This is a genomic window from Methylibium sp. T29-B, from assembly GCF_000576225.1.
GTDB classification, from domain to species: Bacteria; Pseudomonadota; Gammaproteobacteria; order Burkholderiales; family Burkholderiaceae_C; genus Methylibium; species Methylibium petroleiphilum.
The window spans coordinates 1-5,095 of sequence record NZ_AZSN01000207.1; the positions used below are offsets into that span (position 1 = coordinate 1).

The 5,095-nt window shown below is 69.1% G+C and carries 6 protein-coding genes and 1 pseudogene; 1 reads left to right on the forward strand and 6 read right to left on the reverse strand.

Features of this window, described 5'->3' with window-relative positions:
* Positions 1-215 (forward strand): helix-turn-helix domain-containing protein (locus tag Y694_RS19590; protein WP_036235612.1); only part of this gene is annotated, 215 nt, incomplete at its 5' end.
* Here Y694_RS19590 and Y694_RS19595 read toward each other — a convergent pair.
* The 6 genes and pseudogenes from Y694_RS19595 to Y694_RS19620 all read right to left on the reverse strand — a co-directional run bounded on the left by Y694_RS19595 (position 209) and on the right by Y694_RS19620 (position 4,936).
* Entirely contained in the window at positions 209-946 is a 738-nt protein-coding gene (locus Y694_RS19595) for an SDR family oxidoreductase (RefSeq protein WP_036235616.1), read from the reverse strand. The two genes, Y694_RS19590 and Y694_RS19595, sit on opposite strands and share 7 nt — an antisense overlap.
* Position 947: 1 nt before the next feature.
* A complete protein-coding gene (locus tag Y694_RS19600; protein WP_036235619.1) occupies positions 948-1,238 on the reverse strand; it encodes a DUF1330 domain-containing protein in 291 nt (96 codons plus the stop codon).
* Between the two features lie 11 nt (positions 1,239-1,249).
* A complete protein-coding gene (locus Y694_RS19605) occupies positions 1,250-2,092 on the reverse strand; it encodes an alpha/beta fold hydrolase (RefSeq protein WP_036235622.1) in 843 nt (280 codons plus the stop codon).
* A gap of 37 nt (positions 2,093-2,129) precedes the next feature.
* Positions 2,130-3,050: a catechol 2,3-dioxygenase gene (locus Y694_RS19610; protein ID WP_036235625.1), complete on the reverse strand. Its 921-nt coding sequence runs from the start codon at positions 3,048-3,050 to the stop codon at positions 2,130-2,132.
* 13 nt (positions 3,051-3,063) lie between these two features.
* Positions 3,064-3,396, reverse strand: coding sequence for a phenol hydroxylase subunit P4 (locus Y694_RS19615; RefSeq protein ID WP_036235628.1), 333 nt, complete (start codon positions 3,394-3,396; stop codon positions 3,064-3,066).
* A 14-nt stretch (positions 3,397-3,410) separates the two neighbouring features.
* Positions 3,411-4,936, reverse strand: a pseudogene (locus Y694_RS19620) (aromatic/alkene/methane monooxygenase hydroxylase/oxygenase subunit alpha).
* Between the last annotated feature and the right edge of the window lie 159 nt (positions 4,937-5,095).

Consider the following 5,095-nt stretch of genomic DNA (forward strand, 5'->3'; position numbering starts at 1 on the left):
GGCCGCGGCCACATCGCGCTGGAGGGCTCGCCGGCGCTGACGCTGGGCGCTTCGCGGACCAGGCGATCGAGCAGGGCATCGCGCTCGATGCGCTGGAGACGGCCCTGCTCGACGCCGCCGTCGCGCGCGCCAAGGGAAACCTCAGCGCCGCGGCGCGGCTGCTGGGCCTGAGCCGCGGACAGCTCGCCTACCGGCTCAAGAAGCGCGATCAGTAGATGCTCTTGAGCAGCCCGCCGTCGCAGGCCATCGCCTGGCCGGTGATGTAGCTCGCGCGCGGCGACGCCAGGAAGGCGGCCAGCGCGGCCAGTTCGTGCGGCTCGCCGTAGCGGCCGGCGGGGATGCGCGCATGCATCTCGGTCGGGTCGGCCTGGATGTCGAGCACGCGCTGGGTGTTCATGTAGCCGGGCACCAGCGCGTTGACCGTGACCTGGTGCTTCGCGACCTCGCGGCTCAGCGTGTTGACCAGGCCGTGCAGGCCGGGGCGCAGGCTGTTGGAGTAGACGAGGCCGGGTTCCGGCTCCACCGCGGCCAGCGAGGTCAGCACCAGGATGCGGCCGTAGCCGCGCTCGATCATGCCCGGCAGCGCGCCGCGGATCGCCTCGGTGGTGGGCAGCCAGACGTCCTCGAAGGCGCGCTGCCAGTCGTCGGCGGTGGCGTCGATGGCGCTTCCGGTGCGCGGCCCGCCGGAGTTGACCACCAGCACGTCGATCCGGCCAGCGTCGGCGAGCACGGCCTCGACCAGCGCGCGCACGGTGCCGGGCCGGTCGTAGGACGCCGGGTAGGCGCTGGCGCCGATCTCCCGGGCCGCGGCGGCCAGCACCTCCGGGTCGCGCGCCGAGATGGCGACGCGCATGCCTTCCTCCGCGAAGGCCTGGGCGATCGCGCGCCCGAGGCCGCGCGAGCCGCCCATCACCAGGGCGCTGTGGCCCTTGACGCCGAGGTCCATGTCAGGCGACCCCTTCCACCACCATGAACTCGGCTTCCGACACCGGCTGGCGGATCGCCCGCGCCGCCGTGTACTCGGGCGATTCGTACCAGGCGCGCGCCTGTTCGGCGCTCGGGAAGCGCACGATCACCAGCCGGCCGTCGAAGCCCGCGCCCTCCATGCAGAACGACGGCCCGCCGCGCGCGACGAACTCGCCGCCGTACTCGGCCACCAGCCGTGCCGAGATGGCGGTGTACTTCGAGTAGGTGTCCTTGTCGTGGATGCGCACGCGCGCGATCAGGTAGACGCTCATGGTCTTGCCACTCACTTGTCGAAGAAGAAGCCGCGCAGCAGCGCGTGGAAGGTGTCGGCATGCTCGATCTGCGTCCAGTGGTTGCAGCGGCCGACGATGTGCAGCTGCACCTGCGTCAGGTGCTGCAGCAGGTGCAGGCTGCCCGACAGCGGCACGACGGCGTCGTCGCGGCCGTGGATGATCAGCACGCGGTTGGGGATGCGGCGCAGCGCCGCGTCGGGCACCACCAGGTCATCCAGATGGCGCTGGCGCGGCGCCGGGAACAGCGCCTCGAAGGAGCGCCGCACGTCGGGGCGCAACGCGGCGTCCAGGCGCATGCGGGCCACGTCGTCGAGGCGGTCCTCGATGAAGCCCTCGTCAAAGGAGAACCAGCGGATGGCGTTCTTCATCGTCGCCGGCGTCGGGTCCTCGTAGAAGCCCCAGATGCGGTCGAGCTCGGTGGTCAGCGGGATCGGCGCGCCGGCCGGGCCCATCAGCACCACCTTGTCGAAGCGCTGCGGCGCCTCCATCAGCAGGTTCAGCGCGATCGCGCCGCCGAGCGAGTTGCCGACGAGGTGGCAGCGCTCGATGCCGAGCTGGTCGAGCAGCGCGAGTTGCTGGTCGACCCACACGCGCATCCAGCGGCGCATGCCCTGCGGGCAGGGCTGGGGGTGGCTGCTCTGGCCGTAGCCGACGAGGTCGGGGATCAGCAGCTCGCAGTCGTCCGCGAGGGCTTGGCTGGCGAGGGTCCAGTTCGACAGGCCGGTGGCGCCGGGGCCGGAGCCGTGGAGGAAGAGGACGGGCTCGCCCTGGCCGGCTCTGGTGAGGTGGGTCTGGTGGGCGCCGGTCGGGACCAGCGAGGAGGTATTTGTCATGGTGTCGGGGTGTTCGTGAGCGTCTTGCAAGCAGCCATCAAGTCACCACACTCATGAACTCGTCCCGCAGCTTCTTCTCGTGAATGAACAAGGCCCGCGGCAACTCATCCGGCGTCCACTGCAAAGGCGGCCGGTCCGGGTACCACATGTAGCCCCCGGTGAACGCCTCGTTGCGGTTCCCGCTCGGGTCGAAGAAATACACCGTCTGCCCCCGCGTCGCGCCATGCCGCGTCGGCCCCAGGTCGTGCGAGGTCTCGGTCATCGAGATCACGTCGGCCGCGCGCAGCACGTCGCTCCAGGAGTCGACGTAGAAGGCGATGTGATGCAGCTTGCCCTCGCCCGGCAGCCCGACGAAGGCGATGTCGTGCACCTTGGTGCTGCAACTCATGAACGCCGCCATGTACTTGCCGTTGTCGCTGACGCTCTCGGTGACCTGGAAGCCCAGCACGTCGCGGAACAGCGCCACCGAGCCTTCGACATCGGCGCCGTAGACCAGCACATGGTCGAGCCGCACCGGGGCGATGCCCTTCAGGTTCGCGGGCTGGATGCCGGGGTTCACCGTCGGCATGCCGTTGCCGACCACGTCCTTGCTGGCGTACAGCTCGAACACCTGGCCGGTCGGCGCGGTGAAGCGCACGCGCCGCCCGGTGGCGAGGTGCTCGCCGGCGGGGACGGTCTCCGTCGTGATGCCGAAGGCATCGATGCCGGCCGCGAGGCGGTCCAGCGTCGCTTCGTCGACGACCTTGAAGCCCAGGTAGTCGAGTCCTGCGCGGTCGGCCTCGCGCAGCACCAGACTGTGGTGGTCGTGTTCGTCCCAGCATTTGAAGTAGACGCGCCCCCGAGCGTCGCGCCCGGTCTCCACCAGGCCCAGCACGTCGGTGTAGTGGCGCACCGCGGCTTCCATGTCCAGCACGCGCAGGGCCACGTGGCCGGGTCGCATCACGCCGTTCATGCTCATGCTTATCTCCTCTTCAGGTGGTCAGGGTCAGAAAGGCCTTGTGGGGGACACCCTGCTCGGCCAGGGTCTTGTCGAGGTCGGGCACGAAGGGCGCGTCGTTCATGCGCCAGGTGGCGCGGCGCCAGTCGACCGTGGGCCAGTCGGGCTGCTGGCCGAACACCGACTGCGCCAGCGCGCCGCTCAGCAGCTCGCCGAAGCGCGTGCCGGGCGGCACCGGCAGCGTGATCGGACAGGCGATCAGCGGGTGCGCCGCCCATTCGACGAAGAGCAGCTGCACGCCGTTGAAGTCTTCCAGCCGGTCGCGGACGATGCCGCCGTAGCCGGGTTCCAGTGCGATGACGGGCATAGGGGCGCTCCCGCTCAGGCGGCCCGGGCCGCAACGCCGGGGGCCTTGGCCTGGGCCCAGCGCTGCTGGTCGCTCGATCCCTCGTAGCGGCCGATGTCGAGTGCCGGGTCGTAGCCCCAGAAGCGGATCATGTCCGCCAGCTCCGGCCCGCCCAGATGGCCCTGCAGCAATTGCTGCACCGGCAGCCGCGCCTGCACGTACTTCTCGGGCTCGCCGTCGAACACGTCCTTGCAGCCGTCGGAGCAGAAGACGAAGCGCTCGTCCTGGAACAGGCTCGAGCGGTGCGCGAGGCGCGTCGGGTCGCCCGGTTCGGTGAAGCACATCGGGATCTGGCAGGTCTGGCAGAGGCAGGGCAGGCTGGCGTTGGTGAAGGGCTTGCCTTCGGCCTCCAGCGCCCGGAGCTGCTCGAAGCGCGGCCGGTAGTGCTGGTCGAAGGTGTTCGGGTACTGCTGCGAAAGCCAGTCCATCTCCTCGTCGCTGGGCAGCCAGGTGTGCAGCGCCAGGCCCCAGTGGTACTGGCACAGCATCAGCCACAGCTGGTGGGTCACGTGCTCCTTCTCGAGCACGGTGGTCTCGTGGTGCATCGGCTTGCGGATGCCGTAGCGCGCCAGGTCGTCGAACAGCGCGCCGCCGTTCTTCTCGAAGTACTGCTCCCAGCCTCGCGCCAGCTCATCACCTTCTTGGGCAGCATGTAGTCGAGCATCACGCCGACCAGGCCGAGCAGCCGGTAGCCGCGCCAGAACCACTTGTCGAGCCACTTCTGGATGATCGGCAGGTTGTCCGGGTCCTGCTCGAGCATGAACTTGATGCACTCGAGGCCCAGCGTCATGTGGCGCGCCTCGTCGCTCTGCGCCGAGAAGCCGAAGGTGACGGTCGCCATGTCGCCGTTGTACGCGGCGCCGCTCATGAAGGGCATGAACAGCAGGTTGGTCAGCACGTACTCGAAGGAGAACGAGATCGCGGTCAGGAACTCGAAGGGCCCGGCGCTCATCGCGTCGTTGACGAAGGACTTCGGGACCGACAGGTACCACATGCGGTCGAAGTTCTTCGGCCAGCTGTGCATGCCGTTGAAGTGCCGGTTGTAGTGGCTCATCGAGTGCATCTGCGTCTGCGCATGGCGCAGCTCGTCGATGCCCTGCATCTGGCAGGCGATGCGCGGACCCACGCCGCGCATCGAGCGGCCCACCATCGCGAAGCCGCGGTGGGCGTTGTATTCCAGCGGCGTGATGCCGGTGATGAAGAGCTTGACGGCGTTGATGTAGCGCGCGTCGCTGACGTTCAGATGCCCGTTGTTCTGTGCAAAGGCGTCGATGACCGCGTAAAGCTTGCGCTCCTTTTCGGCCTGGTACTTCCAGTAGGAATCCATCGTCACGCGGAACGGGTCTTCCCATCGGTCCCAGTCGTGGATCTTGATGCCCTCGAAACGGTCGTGGGGGAACACGCGGTCCATGGGCACGTAGCTGGTGTCCCAGCCGAGGCCCCGGGTCAGGAGGCCGTACTTGTCTTTCAGGCCGAGCTTGCGGTGCGTTGCGGTCGTCATGGCGGGGGTTCCAGGCGGGTTTCAGGCGGCCACGAGGCCCAGGCGTTGCAGGCGCATGCCGAAGGCGGCGTCGACCTCGTCGAGCGTCTGCCGCCCGGCGGCTGTGCCGAACAGGCGCTCGGCCAGCGGCGCGAGTGCGGCCAGTGCCGCGGCGCGGTG